The 17,072-nt window shown below is 63.5% G+C and carries 15 protein-coding genes and 2 pseudogenes; 8 read left to right on the top strand and 9 right to left on the bottom strand.

The window, feature by feature from the left end:
* Positions 1–92: 92 nt before the first annotated feature.
* The 4 genes and pseudogenes from ACZ46S_RS06985 to radC all read left to right on the top strand — a co-directional run bounded on the left by ACZ46S_RS06985 (position 93) and on the right by radC (position 6,606).
* Entirely contained in the window at positions 93–1,601 is a 1,509-nt protein-coding gene (locus ACZ46S_RS06985) for an efflux transporter outer membrane subunit (protein WP_464063898.1), read from the top strand.
* A complete protein-coding gene (locus ACZ46S_RS06980) occupies positions 1,580–2,749 on the top strand; it encodes an efflux RND transporter periplasmic adaptor subunit (RefSeq protein WP_295739784.1) in 1,170 nt (389 codons plus the stop codon). The genes ACZ46S_RS06985 and ACZ46S_RS06980 overlap by 22 nt, the downstream gene beginning before the upstream one ends.
* 7 nt (positions 2,750–2,756) lie before the next feature.
* Positions 2,757–5,806: pseudogene (locus ACZ46S_RS06975) on the top strand (efflux RND transporter permease subunit).
* Positions 5,807–5,886: 80 nt separating this feature from the next.
* A complete protein-coding gene (gene radC / locus ACZ46S_RS06970) occupies positions 5,887–6,606 on the top strand; it encodes a RadC family protein (RefSeq protein WP_464063897.1) in 720 nt (239 codons plus the stop codon).
* On the opposite strand, the gene ACZ46S_RS06965 is transcribed toward radC, so the two are convergent.
* Entirely contained in the window at positions 6,601–7,350 is a 750-nt protein-coding gene (locus tag ACZ46S_RS06965) for a methyltransferase domain-containing protein (protein ID WP_464063896.1), read from the bottom strand. The two genes, radC and ACZ46S_RS06965, sit on opposite strands and share 6 nt — an antisense overlap.
* 27 nt (positions 7,351–7,377) lie before the next feature.
* On the opposite strand from ACZ46S_RS06965, the gene ACZ46S_RS06960 reads away from it, so the two are divergent.
* From ACZ46S_RS06960 to hpnK, 4 genes are read left to right on the top strand one after another with little or no spacing between them, the layout of a single operon-like run.
* The gene (locus tag ACZ46S_RS06960) at positions 7,378–8,109 is read left to right on the top strand and encodes a ComF family protein (protein ID WP_464063895.1); all 732 of its coding nucleotides are present in this window, start codon (positions 7,378–7,380) and stop codon (positions 8,107–8,109) included.
* A 55-nt stretch (positions 8,110–8,164) separates the two neighbouring features.
* On the top strand, positions 8,165–8,422 hold the full coding sequence (grxC, locus tag ACZ46S_RS06955; RefSeq protein WP_295739773.1) for a glutaredoxin 3: 258 nt from the start codon (positions 8,165–8,167) through the stop codon (positions 8,420–8,422).
* Positions 8,419–8,886, top strand: coding sequence for a DUF1178 family protein (locus ACZ46S_RS06950; RefSeq protein WP_295739771.1), 468 nt, complete (start codon positions 8,419–8,421; stop codon positions 8,884–8,886). The genes grxC and ACZ46S_RS06950 overlap by 4 nt, the downstream gene beginning before the upstream one ends.
* A gap of 3 nt (positions 8,887–8,889) precedes the next feature.
* Positions 8,890–9,675: a hopanoid biosynthesis-associated protein HpnK gene (hpnK, locus tag ACZ46S_RS06945; RefSeq protein WP_464063894.1), complete on the top strand. Its 786-nt coding sequence runs from the start codon at positions 8,890–8,892 to the stop codon at positions 9,673–9,675.
* Positions 9,676–9,790: 115 nt separating this feature from the next.
* Here the strand turns inward: hpnK and ACZ46S_RS06940 are convergent.
* The 8 genes and pseudogenes from ACZ46S_RS06940 to ACZ46S_RS06905 form a co-directional block, all read right to left on the bottom strand.
* Positions 9,791–10,548 (bottom strand): IS5 family transposase gene (locus tag ACZ46S_RS06940; protein ID WP_464062101.1). Its coding sequence is split into 2 segments (ribosomal slippage): positions 9,791–10,230 and positions 10,230–10,548, totalling 759 coding nucleotides; the frame shifts between segments, so codons are not numbered across the junction.
* A gap of 83 nt (positions 10,549–10,631) precedes the next feature.
* Positions 10,632–11,939 (bottom strand): IS701 family transposase, encoded by a 1,308-nt coding sequence (locus tag ACZ46S_RS06935; protein WP_464063893.1) that lies wholly within the window; start codon positions 11,937–11,939, stop codon positions 10,632–10,634.
* A 73-nt stretch (positions 11,940–12,012) separates the two neighbouring features.
* A protein-coding gene (locus tag ACZ46S_RS06930) for an IS630 family transposase (protein WP_464063892.1) occupies positions 12,013–12,961 on the bottom strand; the annotation gives its coding sequence in 2 pieces (ribosomal slippage) (positions 12,013–12,618 and positions 12,620–12,961; 948 coding nt in all).
* A gap of 264 nt (positions 12,962–13,225) precedes the next feature.
* Positions 13,226–14,629: pseudogene (tnpC, locus tag ACZ46S_RS06925) on the bottom strand (IS66 family transposase); the annotation flags it as partial.
* A 41-nt stretch (positions 14,630–14,670) separates the two neighbouring features.
* Entirely contained in the window at positions 14,671–15,060 is a 390-nt protein-coding gene (gene tnpB / locus ACZ46S_RS06920; RefSeq protein ID WP_464063891.1) for an IS66 family insertion sequence element accessory protein TnpB, read from the bottom strand.
* A complete protein-coding gene (gene tnpA / locus ACZ46S_RS06915; RefSeq protein WP_464063890.1) occupies positions 15,057–15,497 on the bottom strand; it encodes an IS66-like element accessory protein TnpA in 441 nt (146 codons plus the stop codon). The genes tnpB and tnpA overlap by 4 nt, the downstream gene beginning before the upstream one ends.
* Before the next feature lie 77 nt (positions 15,498–15,574).
* Complete coding sequence (locus tag ACZ46S_RS06910; protein WP_464063889.1) at positions 15,575–16,384, bottom strand: DUF499 domain-containing protein; 810 nt, start codon at positions 16,382–16,384, stop codon at positions 15,575–15,577.
* A gap of 4 nt (positions 16,385–16,388) precedes the next feature.
* Complete coding sequence (locus tag ACZ46S_RS06905) at positions 16,389–17,072, bottom strand: Swt1 family HEPN domain-containing protein (protein ID WP_464063888.1); 684 nt, start codon at positions 17,070–17,072, stop codon at positions 16,389–16,391.

The raw sequence follows: 17,072 nt of genomic DNA, 5'->3' as shown, positions 1-17,072 counted from the left end.
CGGCACAAAGGAAACCATCAAGTTTTCTTATCTAAATAATATCGTCAAAAATGAGCTTGACGGTAGAATGAAAGCCACGTACCCGTGCTGGCATGAAACCCGCTGGTTTCCGTTTCGGAGTAAATTCATCCGCGCTGGCCCTGGCGGTGCTGCCGGCGCTGGCCGGGTGCGCGGTGGGCCCCAATTATCACGCGCCCGCCGCCCCGAATGTGGCCTTGACGCCGCAGCCTCTCCCCGCCGTCACCGGCCGCGCCGATGGCGCCGCGCAGGTCTTCCGGCCAGGGGCTGATATACCGGGCGATTGGTGGCATCTCTTCCGCTCCCCGGCGCTGGACGCGCTGATCGCCCAGGCGCTGGCGAATAATCCCAGCCTCAAAGCGGCGCAGGAGACCTTGGTGCAGGCGCAGGAAACCGTGCGCGCCGCCCAGGGCAGCCTGATCCCCAGCATCTCCTCCAGCCTCGGCGCGCAGCGCGACCAGGGCTCCTCCGCCGGGCTTGCCGCCTTCGGCGGCGGCAGCGGCGCCAAGCTGCGGCCCTACACGCTCTATAACGCCTCGCTCTCGGTCTCTTATTCGGTGGATGTGTTCGGTGGCGAGCGCCGGCAGATCGAGAATTACATCGCCACCGCCGAATATCAGCGCTGGGAGCTGGAAGCTTCCTATCTGACGCTGACCTCCAATATCGTCACCGCCGCGGTCAATGAGGCCTCGCTGAACGGGCAGATCCAGGCGACACGGCAGGTGATTGGCGATGAGCAGAAGCTGCTGACGATTTTGCAGACCCAGGCGCGTCTCGGCGGCGTGCCGCAGGCGCAGGTGCTGCAGCAGCAATCCACCCTGGCGCAGCAGCAGGCCAGCCTGCCGCCGCTGCAATCCCAGCTCGCCCAGGCGCAGAACCAGCTCGCCGCCTATGCCGGGCAGTTTCCGGGCAATTTCCATCTGCAGAGCTTCACGCTGGATGATCTGACCCTGCCGGCGGATCTGCCGGTGAGCCTGCCCAGCGCCATCGTCGCGCAGCGCCCGGACATCCAGGCCGCCGCCGCGCAGCTGCATGAGGCCTCGGCCAATGTCGGCGTCGCGGATGCGAATATGCTGCCGCAGATCACCCTCTCGGCGCAGATCGGGCACGAATCCCTCACCCCCGGCACCTTGTTCACGCCGCAGACGCTGCTTTGGAACCTCGTCTCCGGGCTGACCCAGCCGATTTTCGAAGGCGGGCAGCTGGCGGCGCAGCGCAAGGGCGCGCTGGCGGCACTGCGCGGGGCCGGGGCGCAATATCAATCCACCGTCATCTCCGCCTTCCAGAATGTCGCGGATGCGCTGACCGCGCTGCAATATGACGCGGCCACGCTGGCGGCGGCGCAGAGCGCGCGCGATGCCGCCGCCGCCAGCCTGCAAGTGACCCAGGCGCAGTATAAATTGGGCGGCCAGCCCTTCACCGCGGTGCTGAATGCCGAGGTGACCTACCAGACCGCCGACATCGAAGCGGTCAAAGCCAAGGCCACGCGCCTGGCCGATACCGCGGCGCTGTATCAGGCGCTGGGCGGCGGCTGGTGGCACCGCCAGGATGTGACCAGCCAATGCTGCGGGGTGATTCCATGAAGGACAGCATCGTCATGAGCAAGCCGGCCAGACCCGTGAAGCGCACCATCATCATGCTGCTGATCGTGGTGCTCATTCTTGGCCTGGTCTTTGGCTGGGGGGCGCTGCGCGCGGTCTTCATCGCCAAATTCCTGAAAGGCTTCGCCAATCAGGTGCAGACGGTGGCGACCATCCAGGCGCAGGAAACACCCTGGCAGCCGGCGATCCAGTCTGTCGGCACCGTGACCGCCATCAATGGCGCCTCGCTCTCGGCCGAGGTCGGCGGCATCGTCGACAGCATCCATTTCGAATCCGGCCAGGATGTGCAGAAGGGCGATGTGCTGCTGACATTGCGCGCGAACAACGATCCGGCGGTGCTGGCGCAGCTGCAGGCGCAGGCGAAGCTCGATGAGATCAATTACGCCCGCGACCTGAAGCAGTTCGCCGCCAATGCGGTGGCGCAATCCACGGTGGATACGGACCGCGCCAATCTCGCCGCCGCGCAGGCGCAGGTGGCGGCGCAGCAGGCGAGCATGGATGAGAAGATCGTCCGCGCCCCCTTCTCCGGGCGGCTTGGCATTCGCCAGGTCAATCTGGGCCAGTATCTGCAGCCCGGCACCGCCATCGTCACGCTGGAGCAGCTCAATCCGCTCTTTGTGGATTTCTATCTGCCGCAACAGGCGCTGGTGGCGTTGAAGGTGGGGCAGGTGGTCAATCTGAAGATCGACGCCTATCCGGGGCAGACATTCCCGGCGAAGATCGCCGCGATCGGCGCCACGGTGGATTCCGCCACCCGCTCCATCGCCGTGCGGGCCGTGCTGCAGAATGACGATCTGCGCCTGCGCCCGGGCATGTTCGCCAGCGTCTCGGTGGAGACCGGGGCGCCGAAGGAGGCGGTGACGCTGCCGCAGACCGCCATCGCCTACAGCTCCTATGGCGATACCGTCTATGTGGTGAAGCACGGCCAGGGCAACGCGCTGGTGGCCGACCAGGTGTTCGTGACGCTGGGGGCGACGCGGGGCGATCAGGTGCAGATCCTGGATGGGGTGAAGCCAGGCGACGAGGTTGTCACCGCCGGCCAGGTGAAGCTGCATAATGGCTCGCCGGTGGCGGTGAACAACACGATCCAGCCCAGCAACGATCCCAACCCGAACCCGCCGAACGAGTGAAAAAGCGATGAAGCGCTTTACCGATCTCTTCATCGCCCGGCCGGTGCTGGCCATCGCCGTGTCGGTGCTGATCCTGGTCATGGGCTTGCGCGCGGTGGGCACGCTGCCGGTGCAGCAATTCCCCGAGACCGAGAACGCCACCATCACCATCACCACGACCTATCCCGGCGCCTCGCCTGATACGATCGCGGGCTTCGTGACCACGCCGCTGGAAAACGCCGTCGCCCAGGTCAACGGCATCGACTACATGACCTCGTCGAGCCAGATCAGCGTCTCCACCATCACCATCAATCTGGTGCTCAACCATAATCCGGATCAGGCGCTCACCGAGGTTTCGGCGCGGGTGAATTCGGTGCTGAACCAGTTGCCCAGCGGCACCGAGCAGCCGGTGATCACGCTGGCGGTGGGGCAGTCGGTCGATGCGATGTATATCGGCTTTCGCAGCTCGGTGCTGAATGCCAACCAGATCACCGACTATATCACCCGCGTCGTGCAGCCGCAGCTGCAGGCGGTGCAGGGTGTGCAGACGGCGGAGATTCTGGGCGGGCAGAATTACGCCATGCGCATCTGGCTGGACCCGCAGAAGCTGGCCGCTTTTGGCCTCACCCCCAGCGATGTCTGGAACGCGCTCTCCACCAATGATTTCATCTCGGCTTTGGGCAACACCAAGGGCACGATGACGCAGGTGACGCTGACCGCGAATACCGGGCTGCACAGCGCCGCCGAATTCGGCCAGCTGATCGTCAAGCAGCAGAACAATGCCATCATCCGGCTCAAGGATGTGGCGAAGGTGGAGCTGGGCGCGGACAGCTACGACCAGCACGTGACCTTCGACAACAAGCTCGGCGTCTATATCGGCATCAAGGTGGCACCTGAGGCCAATCTGCTCAACGTGATTTCCGGCGTGCGCAAGATCATGCCGCAGATCCAGACCAATCTGCCGACCGGCCTGACCGGCGAAATCGTTTACGACAGCACGGTGTTCGTGAATGCCTCGATCCGCGAAGTGGTGGAATCGCTGCTTGAGGCGCTGCTGATCGTGACGCTCGTGGTATTCGCCTTCTTAGGCTCGCCGCGCTCGGTGCTGATCCCGGTGGTGGCGATCCCGCTTTCGCTGATCGGCGCCTTCGCGATGATGGCGGCGTTCGGGTTTTCCATCAATCTGCTGACGCTGCTGGCTTTGGTGCTGGCGATCGGGCTGGTGGTGGATGATGCGATCATCGTGGTGGAAAACGTCAACCGCCATCTCGATCTCGGGGAAAGCCCGATCATCGCGGCGCGCGCCGCGGCGGCCGAGCTGGGCGGGCCGATCGTGGCGATGACGGTGGTGCTGATCGCGGTCTATGTGCCGATCGCCTTTCAGTCCGGCCTCACCGGCGCGCTGTTCACCGAGTTCGCGTTGACGCTGGCGGGTTCGGTGACGATCTCGGCTGTGGTGGCGCTGACCCTGACGCCGATGCTGAGCGGGCGGTTCCTCAAACATATCGATCGCGAGCAGCCCAACTGGGAAGGCAAGCTGATCAATTTCATCGATGCCGCCTTCGCCCGTGTGCACCGCGCCTATACCAGGATGCTGCATTCCAGCCTGGAGACGGTGCCGGTGACGCTGATCTTCGCCGCCATTGTGCTGGGCAGCATCTATTTCCTCGCCGCCGGGGCGAAGAGCGAGCTGGCGCCGGTGGAGGATCAAGGCATCGTGCTGTTCAGCTCCACCTCGGCACCTGACAGCACCACCGGCCAGCGCGCCATGTGGGACAGCCATTTCAACGCCTCGCTGCTGAAATATCCTGACGTCGCGCATAGTTTCCAGATCGACGTGCCGGGCACCAACATCATCGGCGCGGTGTTGAAGCCCTGGGGCGAGCGCCGCCCCGCCGCCACGCTGCAGACGCTGATGCAGGCGGATGCCAACAAGGTGGATGCCGGCCAGCAGGTCGCGGCCTTCCCGCTGCCGCCGCTGCCGGGCTCCTCGGGCCTGCCGGTGCAGTTCGTGGTGAAGAGCACCAGCGACTTCAACGTGCTCTATCCCGACACCCAGAAGCTGCTGCAGGCGGCGCTGGCCAGCGGCAAATTCATCTTCCTGCAGAGCGATTTGAAGATCGACCAGCCGGAGGCGGAAGTGGTGATTGACCGCGACAAGGCGGCGGCACTCGGGCTGAATATGAGCCAGATCGGCGCGGCTCTGGGTGAGGCGCTGGGCGGCGGCTATGTGAATTATTTCGATCTCGATGGCCGTTCCTACAAGGTGATCCCGCAGACGCAGCGCACCGCGCGGCTGAATGTCGCGGATCTGAACGATTATTACGTGCTCTCCTCGGGGGCATCAATGTTCCGCTCTCCGCCATCGCGACGATCAAGACCAGCGTGATCCCGGAGACGATCAATCATTTCCAGCAGCAGAATTCGGCAACCTTGCAAGGCGTGGTGGCGCCCGGCGTGGCCGAGGCGGATGCGCTGCATACGCTGCAAAGCCTGGCGAAGAAAATTCTGCCGCCGGACGACACGCTGGATTATGGCGGGCTGATGCGCCAGTTCGTGCAGACCAGCAGCGCCTTCATCTTCACCTTCGCCTTCGCTTTGATCATCATCTTCCTGGCGCTGGCGGCCTTGTTCAACTCCTTCCGCGACCCGCTGATCATCCTGGTCTCGGTGCCGATGTCCATCGCGGGCGCCTTGATCTTCATCTATATCGGCATTGGCGGTCTGAGCCTGAATATCTACACCGATGTCGGGCTGGTGACGCTGATGGGGCTGGTCTCCAAGCACGGTATTCTGATGACCGAGGTGGCGAACGAGGCGCGGCTGGCCGGCATGGGCAAGCGCGAGGCGATCGAACATGCGGCCAATATCCGGTTGCGGCCGATTTTGATGACCACGGCGGCGATGGTGGTCGGCGTGCTGCCGCTGGTCTTCGCCAATGGCGCAGGTGCTGCCTCGCGCTATGCGATGGGCATGGTGATCGCGGGCGGCCTGTCCATCGGCACCTTGTTCACGCTATTCGTGGTGCCGGCGGTGTATCTGGTGCTGGCGGAAGATCATAAACCGGCATCGAACTAAATAAAGGGTTGAAAAACTTTTAAGCTGTGGCAACCTGTGCGCGCATGAAACGAAGCCGCGCCGCAAAAGGATTTGCCGAGATGCCGATGCTGGAGGCGTTGACGCCGGAGCTGCGCCCGGCGCCGATGTCGCTCGGCACGGAGGGGCACCGCGCCCGGCTGCGGGCGCGCTTTCTCACCGGCGGGCCGGAGGCGCTGGCCGATCACGAGCTGATCGAGATGACCTTGTTCCTGGCGCTGCCGCGTCGGGATACCAAGCCGATCGCCCGCGCTTTGCTGGGGCGCTTTGGCTCCTACGCCAATGCCATCTCCGCCCCGGTGCCGGATCTGCTGGGCATTGAGGGGCTGGGCGAGGCCGGGGTGGCGGCGCTGAAGCTGGTGCAGGCGGCCTCCCAGCGTCTCGCCAAGGCGGAAGTGCTCTATCGCCCGGTGCTCAGCAACTGGGACCGGCTGATGGAATATCTGCAGGCGGTGCTGGCGCGCGAGAAGATCGAGCAGTTCCGGCTATTATTCCTGGATAACCGCAACCGGCTGCTGGCCGACGAGCCGCAGGCGCAGGGCACGGTCAACCACACCCCGGTCTATCCGCGCGAGGTGGTCAAGCGCGCGCTGGAGGTGAACGCCACCGCGATCATCCTTGTCCATAACCACCCCAGCGGCGATCCCTCGCCCTCGGATGAGGATATCGCGATGACCCGCGAGATCAAAAAGGCCGCCAGCGCGCTGAGCGTGGTGCTGCACGACCATGTCATTGTCGGCAACGGGCGCTGGCTGAGCTTTCGCAAGGCGGGGCTGTTATGATGCCCAGCCTGTAAGCATGGCCAGGCGCAGCGCCACGGCCAGCCGCCCGTCCTGCTGGGGCAGCGCCGCCAGCGCCGCCGCGAACAGCGCCCGCGGCGGGATGGCGCGGCTGCGCCCGGCCAAGGCGTTGGTCTCCCCGGCGTCGCGCAGCTCATGCAGCAGCGCCAGGGGATTGGCGTACAGGAAGGTGATCTCCTCAAGATCCGCCACCGGATGGCTGAAGCCGGCGCGTTGCAGCAGCCCGGCGCAGTCGCGCAGTTCCGGAAAGGGCGAGACGCGCGGGCTGACCTTGCCGGTCAGCGCCTCCTCCGCTTCCAGCAGCGCCAGGCGCAGCTCATGCAGCGTGCCCAAGGCCGGCAGGCTGGCCAGCAGCAGCCCGCCCGGCTTCAGCGCCCGGCGCAGCTGGATCAGCGCGCCCGGCAGGTCATCCAGCCAATGCAGCGAGAGCGGGGCCACGACCAGATCATACGCCCCCGGCGCCAGGCCGAAATCGTCGGGGCCGGGCAGTATCAAGGGCCGCCCGCCGGCCAGCGCCGCCAGGCGCGGCGAGGTATCCGCGCTGTCCACCAGCATGCCGCGCGCCGCCAGCGCCGGGGCGACGGCGCCGCGTCCGCCAAAATCCAGCGCCCGCTCGAAGCGGATGGTGGTGTCGTCCAGCCGGTCCAGCAAACGCGCGGTCAGATCCTCCAGCACCGGGGCGATATGGCCCAACCGGCCGGCGGCGCGCTCACGATGCTTTACCATTGTCGCGAAATCGAAAATCCTCTGCACATGAAACCCCTGTTGCGCTGGGTTCTGGATAGCCTGCTGCCGCCCTCCTGTCTCGCCTGCCACCGGCTGGTGGAGGCGGAGGGGCAGCTTTGTCTGGACTGTTTCAAGACCGCGCATTTCATCACCGCGCCGTTTTGCGCCCGTTGCGGCGTGCCGCTGAGCATTGCCGCGCTGCCGGGGGAAACGCTGCATTGCACCGGCTGCGCGGCGTCGCCCCCGGCCTTCACCCAGGCCCGGGCGGCGCTGCGTTATGACGAGCTCGCCAAGCGGATGATCCTGCCGCTGAAATATAGCGACCAGAGCGAGGCGGCCAGCGGCATGGCCCGGCTGATGCGCCGGGCCGGGGAGGAGATGCTGCAATCGGCCAATCTGCTGCTGCCGGTGCCGCTGCACAGCGCCCGGCTGCGCGAGCGCCGCTATAATCAGGCGGCGCTGCTGGCAATCGCCCTGGCCAGGCTCTCCGGCCGGCCGGTGAGCCTTGACGTGCTGCGCCGGGCCCGCGCCACCGCCAAGCTGGAAGGGATGGGGGCGGCGCAGCGCCAGGCGGCGCTGCAGGGCGCCATCCATGTCCGCCCTTATGCCGGGCTGGCGGGCAAGCGCATTCTGCTGGTGGATGATGTGATGACGACAGGGGCGACGGCGCATCATTGCGCCCTGGCGCTGCGCGCCGCCGGGGCCGTGCGGGTGGATGTGCTGACCCTGGCGCGCGTCGCGGATCCGCGTTTGCAATGAAGGGGCGCTGAGATTCACCTTGCATTCAGCGGCACGCAAGCTAAGTGGGAGGCAAATGCCTGAAATCGAGATCTATACCCAGCCTTACTGCCCCTATTGCATGCGCGCCATGGCGTTGCTGGAGCGCAAAGGGGTGGCCTTCACGGAAATCAGCGCCCCGCACGGCACGCCGGCGCGGGAGGCGGCGATCAGCCGCTCCGGCGGGCGCACCACCGTGCCGCAGATTTTCATCGCCGGCCAGCATATTGGCGGCTGCGACGATCTGCTGGCGCTGGAGCGCGCCGGCCAGCTGGAGCCGCTGCTCACGCCATGATCCATTACCAGCTGCGCTGCGCCGCCGGCCATGAGTTCGATGGTTGGTTCCGCGATTCCGAAGGCTTCGAGAGCCAGGCGGCCGGCGGGCTGGTGGCCTGCCCGTCCTGCGGCAGTGTCGAGGTGAGCCGGGCGCTGATGGCCCCCTCGATCCCGCGCAAGGGGCGCGAGCTGGTGGTCTCGCCCGAGCCGCCGCCGGCCGATGCGCTCCCCCCCGGCCCGCAGGCCGCCGGCGGCGCGCTGCCGGATGCGGTGCGCGCGGCGCTGCAGAAGCTGCGCGAAGAGGTTGAGAAAAACTGCGACTATGTCGGCGCGGATTTCGCAGAGGAAGCCCGGCGCATCCATTATGGCGAGGCGACCCCGCGCGGCATCTATGGCGAAAGCTCAGAGGAGGAGGCCGAGTCCCTGGCCGAGGACGGCATCGCCTTCGCCCGTATCCCCTGGGCGCCGCGCAACGATAGCTGAGCCATGCGCGAGATCATCTTCTCCGCCGATGATTTCGGCCTGACCGAAAGCGTCAACGAGGCGGTGGAGCATGCGCATCGCGAGGGCGTGCTGGGCCAGGCGAGCCTGATGGTCGCGGCCCCCGCCGCAGAGGACGCGGTGCGCCGGGCGCGGACGCTGCCGGGGCTGAAGGTCGGGCTGCATCTGGTGCTGGTGGATGGCGATTCGCTGCTGGGCCATGCCCGCCTGCCGCGCATCACCGGCCCGGATGGGCGGTTTTCCACCAATCAGGCGGCTTTGGGTGTGCGCTATTTCTTCTCGCCCGCGGCAAGGCGGGAGCTGCGCGCCGAGATCGAGGCGCAGTTCGCGGCCTTCGCCGCCACCGGGTTGGAACTGCACCATGCCGACGCGCACAAGCATTTCCTGCTGCACCCGACCATCGCCCGGCTGATGATCGAGATCGGCCGGCGCTACGGGCTGAAGCGGCTGCGCGTGCCGGCCGAGCCGCCGGCGGTGATGGCGGCCCTGGGCGAGCGCGTCACCTTCGGGGACCGCGCCTTATATGGCTGGACCCGGCTGCTGCGCGCCCAAGCGCGCGGGCTGGAGGTGCCGGACCAGGTGTTTGGGCTGAAATGGTCCGGGCATGTGACGGCCGCGCGCATCGCCAGGCTGCTGCCGCTGGTGCCGGACGGGCGGACGGAAATCTATACCCACCCCGCGACGCGGCGGGATGCGGCGCTGGTGCGGCTGATGCCGGATTATGAGCATGTGGCGGAATTCGAGGCGCTGCTCGCCCGCTATGGCGTCTAGGGCATCAAGCTTTTAGCTTGATGCTCTAGATTTTGTTTTAGCGAGCAATTTCATGTGTTTATTTTGACGCTGGCGCGTCAACCTAAACACATATTGCTTTAGGTTCTGTCTGCATTCATCGTAGCCAGATCATGGCGCAAGCGAGATGCACGAACCCCATGAAGGCTTTGATGGTTTTCTCGCATCGGAGTGCGATCCTTCGGAAGCGTTTGAGTTTGTTGAAGAAGCACTCGAGCTGATGGCGTTCCTTGTAGAGCCTCCAATCGATTGGCGGGATGATGGCGCGGCTGGGATTAGGCTTGATCTGGGCGGTTGCGCCGAGATCATTGGCAATGAAGGCGCGTAGCGGGTCGGCGTCGTAAGCGGCATCGGCGATGACGTGGCCGACGCCCTGCAAGCCCTTCAGGAGGGTTTGCGCCTGCGGGCAATCGCCATGATGTCCCGGCGTCGGATGGATGCGCAGCGGCAAGCCGAGCGCGTCGACGGCGGCGTGCAGCTTGGTTGTCAGCCCCCCGCGTGAACGGCCGATAGCGGCAATTTCAGCCCCCCTTTTGCCCCTGCCGCATCGGCATGGACTTTCGAGATGGTGCTATCAATCAGGACGTATTCAAAATCCGGCGTGTCGGCCAGAGCATGGAAAAGCGTCTTCCATACGCCAGCATGAGACCAGCGCCGGAAACGCGCATGCACCGCCGTCCATTTGCCAAATACCTCCGGCAAATCCCGCCACCGCGCCGCATTACCAGCCATCCAAAGGATCGCATCAACAAACAGCCGGTTGTCGACCCCGCTCCGCCCAGGCGTGCCAACACGCCCAGGAAGATGCCCCTCAATCCGGCTCCATTGCTCGTCCGTCAGTGTTCGTCTGCTCAAGGCTCGAATCCTCCTCAAGCCTTGAATCAGAACTCTAACACTACTTTGGCATATTTTTATTAGTGTTTTTTGTCAGTGGCTTGTCACAGTGCGGGCATCTTTGAGGTGGCGGCCGCGCGAAGAGATTGAGGATCTCGTTTCTGATTGCCGGCATGGTCGGTTGCGGTGGTGGCCCCTCGATCCTTTTTTTTTCGTCCCGCTGCTTTGAGGCAGCGGGATTGAAGGAAGGCGTAGGCGATCATTGTCATCAGGGCATGTCGATGTAGCCCAGCCCAGGACCTGCCCTCAAAGTGATCAAGGCCAAGTTCCTCTTTGAGTTGCTGGTGGGCCTGTTCGCAGACCCACCTGGCTTTTATCGCGGCGGCCAGCGTCTTGATGGTGGTATCGGCCGGCAGGTTTGACAGATAGTATTTTTGCTCGCCTGTCGAACGCCGCTCGCCGACGAGCCACACCTCCTCGCCCGGCATGCACTGTACGCGATTATCGAGCATTCGATGCTTATGGCCGTCGGCCACCCGAACACGGCAGGCGGCAAAGAGGCATGTCAACCCACCTTTCGTGCCCTGACGCCAGGTGATCTTTTTCCATTTTTTCCCGGTCAGCATTAGCTCTGCGGAGATCGGAGCCTGGTCAGGGACATGGTATTTTCGGCGTCTCCCCGCTTTTGCAACGGGGAAGGACAGGGCTATATCGGCCGGATAGACGTTCTGGCGCCGGGACAGCCCCACCGCCCATAGCAGACCACGCTCGCTCAAAGCTTCGCGAAAAGGCCCGCTTGATCCGTACCCCGCATCGGCAAGCACACAACCAAAACGCGCGCCGGAAGCGATGACACGGTCGATCTCCTCAATGGCAATTTCCGGCTTTGTTCGCATGGACTGTCGATCCGCCGGCACACGGGCCCGCGCCATGCGTTTGGGATCGTCCGTCCAGCTCTGCGGCAGAAATAGCCGAAGACCGACCATCACCGGCACCTCGCGCGAAGCAAGCGTAACCGAAACCAGCGACTGACAGTTGGCGGTCTTGCCAAGTGCGGAAGCATATTGCGGCGCAACGCCAACCGAGTTGCGTCCCTTCTTCGGCAAGGCGGTGTCGTCGATGATCAACCAGCTATCATTGCCGCCAACCAGTTTGTCGGCCTCGACCAGCAGAGCCGCTTCCAACGGCGCCGCATCCCAGACGCTGCTGCCGATGAAATGGTGAAGCTGGTCATAATTTATGCCGTTATCACGGGCCGCCATCGGCTGAACGCTCTTGCGATCGCCAGGGCCAATCAGCCCAGCCACATAAGCAGGACACATCCGCCGGCGCGTGCTATGCCCAAGCGCATCCAAGAATGGTTCAAGCCAGCGCTCAAGCTCCTCGGTCCAATCCAATCTCACGGCCGCCATGGTCAGCCTCATTAATGCCGACCACCCATGAATCAGTCAAAAACCGATTCGGGAATCCTAGAATCTTCTGTGATTAGGTTGACGCATATCCTGCGTGTTTGAGGTAATTTGTGCATTCTTCTGGCGGGAAGTGATCGAGCAGTGACCCGATGCGCCGCCATGTGGCTTCGACGGTTCTCTCGGCGGCTTTTCTGAGTAGGGTTTTGAGCTTTGCGAAGACCTGCTCGATGGGATTGAGGTCTGGGCTGTAGGGCGGCAGGAAGAAGAGTTTGGCGCCGGCTTTTCTTATGGCATCGCGCGCTGTCTTGGCCTTGTGGCTGCCGAGATTGTCGAGGATGACGACATCGCCGGGGCGCAGCGTCGGCACCAGAAATTGCTCGACATAGGCGGTGAAGCTGCGGCTGTTGATGGGGCCATCGAGTACACAGGGCGCGGTAACCTTGTCGGCCCGCAGGGCGGCGATGAAGGTCAAGGTTTTCCAATGCCCGTGCGGCACCTTGGCGTGCAGCTTTTGCCCACGCCGGCAGCGCCCATGGGTGCGGGTCATGTTGGTTTTGGCCCAGGTCTCGTCGATAAACACCAGGCGAGACGCGTCAATTTTTCCCTGATACCGCCGCCAACGCGCCCGCTTGAAGGCGATGTCAGGCCGGTCCTGCTCGGCGGGCAGCACGGTTTTTTTTAAAGCTGATGCCCTCAGCGCGGAAGAACCGCGACAACATGCCGATGTCGGCGCGCACGCCACGCTCTTCCCACAGGCGCACGCTCAACGCCGCCAGCGTGATGTCGGCCTGCTCCTCAATGACCGCCAAAAGCCAGGCGCGCTCAGGCTTCACCTTCGAGGGCCGGTGGCCACCAGTGCCAGCGCTGCGTCGGTCACCAACCCGATGCAGGCGCTGAACCCATTTGATAGCAGACGATGCGCTCACGCCAAAACGTCGCGCCGCGGACCGGCAAGTCTCCTCACCGCTCTCCACAACCGAAATCACGCGTTCACGCAAATCAGAAGAATAAGCTCGGGGCATCAGCACTGGTCTCCTCAACCAGTCCTAATCGTGAATCACATCAGCCCCGCGTCGGTAAAGAGATACGATTCAAGCTATTCGCAGAGGACTCTAAAAATGAAAATCTACCGAATTTTCTGCCAAAGTAGTGCTAAAACAAAGGGCACTGCGCGGCATCGCCCTCGGCCGTAAAGCATGGCTGTTCGCCGGATCAGACCGCGGCGGCGAGCGTGCGGCCGCAATCTACAGCCTTATCGTCACGGCATTATGCCGCGCGCGGCATAAGGCTGTGTTGATAAGGGACGCGAGTATCGCCCAGCTCTCACCGCCGCCGGCCGAACCGGCGAAGAGTGAATTTTTTCTACCCAAGGCAATGGGCCTGATTCTGCGCTCGACAATATTGTTGTCCACTTCCACCCGGCCATCGTTCAGGAACACGCACAGCCCGGCCCAATGGCCCAGCGTGTAGCGGATCGCCTTGGCCAGGGTGGATTTGGCCGAGACTTCCGCCAACCTGTCGAGCAGCCAAGGCTTGAACGCCTCCAGCAGAGGCAGGGTTTCCGCTTGGCGCCTGGCCACGCGCGTCTCGGGGCTGGTGCCGCGGATACGTGTCTCGATGCGATAGATTTCTGCAATACGCCGCAGCGCTTCCGCGGCAACCGGGCAATCCGTTGCCTTGTGCACCTCAAAAAACTTTCGCCGCGCATGCGCCAGGCAAAAAGCCAATGTCACCGGGCCACCGGCGCGGCCATCCTTGGTCAGCCGGTTATAGCCGGCATAGCCATCAACCTGCAGCACGCAAGCTCTGCCCGCCAGATGTTCCTCGACATGCTGACCTTTGCGATCCTCGGCATATACATACACCACCGCTGGCGGCGATGCCCCGCCCCAGGGACGGTCATCGATCGCATAAGCCCAAATCCTTGCAATGCGCGTTCGTTTGCGGGTGCGGTCCTGAACCGGCAAGGGCGTATCATCGCAGAATATTTTGGGAGCGCTCAGAACGATCGAGCGGAGCAATTCATGCAGCGGTCTCAGCCACCAGGCCAGCCGGGCGACCCAATGCACCAGGGTCGAGCGATCGAGCATGATCCCCTGGCCGGCCAGTATTTGCGCCTGCCGGTTCAGCGGCGTGTGCCAGGCGAATTTCATCACCGCCACATGCACGAGCAATGCCGGGGTTGGCAGCCCGCCATCGACCGGCCGCGGCGGCGCCTTTGCCTGCACAACCGCCCCCTCGCAAGAACGGCAGCCATAGCGCGGCCGATGAATGCGTTTGACGCGCAACATCGCCGGCACCACGTCGAGCATCTCGCTGACATCCGCGCCGATCACATGCAGCTCCCCCTGGCAGCAGGGACAAGCCTGGCTTGCCGGTTCGATCGTGATGTCCACCCGCGGCAGGTGCGCCGGCAGCCCGCCAATATTGCGCGCCGCTTTTGCCCGCTTTGGCCGGTTTGTGTTTGCCGGCACCGGCAATGTGGCGGGTTCCACCGGCGTGCCGGAAAAATCTTCCAAACCGAGCGGCAATTGGGCTTCGGGTCCAACCTGTTTCTCGGATCGTGCGCCAAACAACGCCCGCTTCAGCGCCGCCACAACGGCCCGGAGAGTCTCGTTCTCCGCCCGAAGTGCTGCATTCAATGCCAGCAAATGCGCCGGATCATGCGGGGAATGTTGGTCATCCGGCATGCCGGAAAGATACCAAACAAGCCTGCCGCGCCGCCAGGAAATTACGGCGATTTTTGCAGATTTTCCGGCGGGATCAAGGGCCTCACTGGCGCCGGCGTGCGCGCCGCAATCTGCGTCCAATCCATGCCGGCAAAGAGCAAGCGCATCTGCGCGGGGCTTAAGCTGACGGCCCCGTCCTGCACCGGCGGCCAGGTAAATCCGCCCGCCTCCAACCGTTTGGTGACCAGGCAAAGCCCCGTACCATCCCAAAGCAGCAGCTTAAGCCGGTCCGCGCGCTTGGCCCGGAAGACGAAGACATCGCCCGCAAATGGATCGGCCGCCAAAACTTGCGCAACCTGAGCCACAAGCCCGTCCATGCCTTTGCGAAAGTCCACTGGCTTGGATGCCACCATCACCCTTAAACCAGGCCGGGCCGGAATACCCAGGATCATCGGACAGGACCAATCAGACCGAGCACCTGACGCAAAACAGCCGGATCAACCACGCCTTCCACACGGATACGGGCACGCCCGATCTCTATCTCAATCGATCCCACAGCTGGGGGCCGGGCAGAAGGCAGTCCATCCGGCTCAGCCGCGGGATCGCAAGCCACGTCATCGACAATACGCAACGGCACAAAATCCCCCGCCGCCGCCAGATCATTTATCGCCTGCCGGCGCCATGTCCAAAGCAGGCCCCGGCTCACCCCATAACGGCGCGCAACATCCGCAATCACCGCACCAGGCACAGCACTCGCGGCAAGAATTTCCGCCTTCTCCTCCCGCGTCCAATCCCGCCGCCGGCGCCGCCCGGTGATCAGCTCGACACGATGATACTCAATGTCCTCATGACTGTGCTGATGTCTGGCATTAGGACCGTCAGTTGCCACAGCGTCACCCCACACAAATTTAGGGGAACAATGTCCAGTAATTCAAACCGCGCCGCGAGGTGGGAGGCTCACGCCGGTTACAGTACTTTATAATATTGGCTTCTTGGTGAAATCTCTTCGAATTTTGGTAAAGTTCCCAAACCATCGAAGGTCTGTATAGCGATGAAGGCTGCATGATGAGTCAGAGCATCCAACGGCTGAAACAACCGCCGCCGTATAATCTCATAGGTCTCATTGCCCGAGGCCGGCAGCCACGGTGAATGCACACGCCCGAACACGCTTTCCAATCGCTTCAGCGCCGCCACGCCTTTATCGCCGCCCGCCTGCAAATTGCTCTCCGGCAGCGAGCCGATGATGAGTATCCCCGGCACCATTTTTGCCGCTTCTGTGAGCGACTGTATGAACGACAAAAACGGCTCGAACCGTTCATCCGGCAATTGCCGCGCATAGGCCACCAGCTCATCCAGCAGAATCAACGCCGGGCCGGAACGCTTGAACAGCTCGACCAACCGCGCGGAGCCCGGATTTGTTTCTGCGCTCTCAGCCTCCGCAACCAGCGCAAGCCCTTCTGCTCCTGCCAGGCGCCAGGCGATATAGCCCCACAAGGTTTTCACCTTCGGCCCGTCCTTCAGCGTCAGATGCGTATCCACCCCCGCGGCGGTGCCGACGAATGCGGCCACCTTCGTAGGCCGCCATGCCGTCACCCCTGCTTTTGCAGCAAGCTCGGGCACACCTTTCAGCGGCCCCAACTTGCTCGCCTTTGCCAGATGATACGCCGCCAACATTGTATGTGTCTTGCCGCCACCAAACGCGGTTTGCAGGCCGATCACTGGGTCGCCACCTTTGCTCCCTAGCCGTTCCAGCACCGTGTTCAGCACGCGCTGCATCCCTTCAGTCAGTCAGGAAGGTGATGCCGAAAAATCCGTTGGCCGTAGCGTAATCGCTCACAGCGTCCACATTGCCGGAATCTACTGCGAACAAGTCCGCCGCGAATTCCGCCTGCCGGAACCGCGCCTCCATCACATCCGCATGCGGCAGCGCCACCTCGATCCACGGTTTCAGTTTCGTGGCCGGAGCGTCTTCCGGCTGCGCGAGGGACAAGGTGGGACGGGCTTCCGGCGTGGGTGCGGGGGCTGCCGCCACGCCGGAGGTCCGCTGCGCTTCGTATAGTTGTTTCACCTCTGCCGTGATGCTTTCCGCCGCTTTCACTGCGCGCAGGAGTTCCAGAATTGCGTCCAGATAGCGCAGAGCCTCGGCATCTTGCAGCGGCAGCGTCAAATGCGACGTGCTGTTGCGTGCGTCGAATGCGACCGTGACGAAACTGCGAATCCGGTGCCGCTCGTTGCGGGAAAACCCCTCCTGAAATGTCTCGTTCCAATTATCCAAAATCGTCTTTAGCAGCCCGTACACGTCCAGCGGCGCGTTGACAGCACTGCCCGCCGCGCGGCTGGCATAATGCAGCCAGCTTGCCCCATGCCTGGCCTTCATCTTGGCTTCGACGAATGGTCGTAAACCATCTTGCAGATGGTCCAACCCTTCCCTCACGCGCCGCAACGTTTCCTTCGCCGCTGACAT

It is taken from the genome of Acidocella aluminiidurans (assembly GCF_055383125.1).
This window is presented reverse-complemented; position numbering and strand designations above follow the sequence as displayed.